The following is a 2,086-nucleotide window of genomic DNA, read 5'->3' on the forward strand; positions in this document are numbered from 1 at the left end:
CCCGCCCCCGTGGAGAAGCCCAAGCCGGCACCCGTCCAGCCGCCGAAACCGGCTCCCGCCCCCGCCCCCAACTACTCGACCGCGCAGACGGCCATCAACTACGCCGTCGGCAAGGCAGGCAACAAGAAGTCCTACTACCAGTGGGCCGGCAACGGACCCTGGGGCTTCGACTGCTCGGGCTTGACCCAGCAGGCCTTCGGCTCCGCCGGCACGTGGATCCCGCGCACCGCCACCGCCCAGTACGCGCAGGCTCCGCACAAGGTGCCGCTGTCCCAGCTGCAGGCCGGCGACCTGGTCTTCTGGGGCACCGAGGGCAACTTCTGGCACGTGGCGATCTACCTCGGCAACGGGCAGGTGGTGCACGCGATGAACCCGAACGACGGCCTGCGCGTCACGCCGATCGGCTACATGTACGGCACGCTGCACACCTTCGGCGCCCGCTGGGCCTAGGCCCGTCCCGCACAGGGCCCGGGCTGGAACCGGGCCCTGATGGAGCAGGTCAGCCGGAACGTCTTAGGCGTCCGGCAGCGGGCCGAAGTTCTTCCGGTCCTCCAGCCGCGGGTCTTCCACATCCGGGACCACCATGACGGGTCCGCGGGCATGGTGCAGCACTCCCTGGCTGGTGGAGCCCAGCAGCATCCCGGCGAAGCCGCCGCGGCCGCGGGTGCCCATGACCAGCAGCTCGGCCTTGGCGGTCGCGTCGATCAGCAGCTCCACCGGGGAGCCGTCCTGGATCTCGCCGGTGATCGCCAGGCCTGGGAAGTGGCTGGACAGCCAGGCCACTCCGGCGTCCAGCTGCGCCTTGATGTCCGAATACAGCGCCTCGCGGTCCAAGGGGGCCGGCACCCAGGCGAGCGATCCGGTGAAGGGCGGCAGCGCGCAGACGACCCGCAGCGGCATGCCCCAGCGGGAGGCCTGTTCGGCTGCGACGAGCATGGCCGCGCGGGCCTGCTCCGAGCCGTCCACGCCGACCAGCACTTCCTTCACCACGTCTTCGGGCCGGACCGGCGCTTCCTTGGTCTTGGGCGCTTCGATGTCCACACCCTCCAGCCGCGGCGCGCAGGAGAGCGGAATCGTGACGGTCGGGCACTTGGCATGGGCCGGCACGGCGCTGCTCACCGAGCCCAGCAGGCGGCCCATGAAGCCGCCGCGGCCGCGGGTGCCCACGACCACCAGCTCGGCCTCCTCGGACAGCTCCAGCAGCACCCCGGCGGCGTCCCCGGTTTCGACGCTGCCGTGGACTTCCACGTCCACGGCGCCGACCTTGGCGACCGCCTGCTGCAGTACCGCTTCCGCGCCTTCGCGGATCACGGCGTCGTCAAGGGTGGCATAGCCGGCGTCCATACTGGAAGCGGCGAAGACCGGCACGGTGTAGGCGGTGACGACGTGAAGCGGCACGCGGCGCTGGCGGGCCTCCCGCGCAGCCCAGGCGAGGGCACAGTAGCTCTGGTCGGAGCCGTCGACTCCCACCACGATCCCCCGCCGGTTCAGTCCGCCGCGGGCACTACCGGATGTTGCTTCTGTCATTGCTTCCGCCTCCCTCGAGTATGGGCAATGGCTCAGTCGCCAGCTACCTTCAGCTTACTCGCGCACGCACAGTCTTCCCACGTCCGGGCGGGGTTGGACGGTTTGGGGCGGTCGCGCTCCGGGCCACCGCGGCCCTGTGACGTCCGATTCAGCCCACTAGGCAGCGCCGCGGCGTTCGGCGGGGACCTCCAGAAGGCTGTACGGTGAGTCCTGTGCCAGATGCAGAAGTGCCAGCCGAATCCACCAACACGGTGGTCATTGGAGCCGGACTGCCGGGCCTCGCCGTTGCCAGCGAGCTCAGCCGCCGCGGCATCGCCTCCGTTGTGCTCGAAGGCATGGGAACGACCGGCCGGCGCCACAGCGTCATGGCCGACTCGGTCTCCCTGTCGGAGCGCTCCGAACTGCTGCGGCTGCTCCGCGGCTACGCTGCCGCCCACGGCCTCGACGTCCGCCACAGCACGGTGGCCCGCACGGTCAAGCGCGGCACCGGCTGCCAGTGGATCATCCACACGGAGCAGGGCGTGCTGCAGGCCGACTCGCTGGTCATCACCGACTGCCC

2 protein-coding genes and 1 pseudogene are annotated in these 2,086 nt (G+C 70.8%); 2 read left to right on the forward strand and 1 reads right to left on the reverse strand.

Annotated elements, in window-relative coordinates:
• Positions 1–450: C40 family peptidase (locus D477_RS20365; RefSeq protein WP_005275051.1), on the forward strand; the 450-nt coding region annotated here is incomplete at its 5' end.
• 63 nt (positions 451–513) lie between these two features.
• Here the strand turns inward: D477_RS20365 and D477_RS20370 are convergent.
• Complete coding sequence (locus D477_RS20370; RefSeq protein ID WP_005275067.1) at positions 514–1,527, reverse strand: universal stress protein; 1,014 nt, start codon at positions 1,525–1,527, stop codon at positions 514–516.
• A gap of 212 nt (positions 1,528–1,739) precedes the next feature.
• On the opposite strand from D477_RS20370, the pseudogene D477_RS20375 reads away from it, so the two are divergent.
• Positions 1,740–2,086: pseudogene (locus D477_RS20375) on the forward strand (FAD-binding protein); the annotation flags it as partial.

Source organism: Arthrobacter crystallopoietes BAB-32, from assembly GCF_000328305.2.
GTDB classification, from domain to species: domain Bacteria; phylum Actinomycetota; class Actinomycetes; order Actinomycetales; family Micrococcaceae; genus Crystallibacter; species Crystallibacter crystallopoietes_A.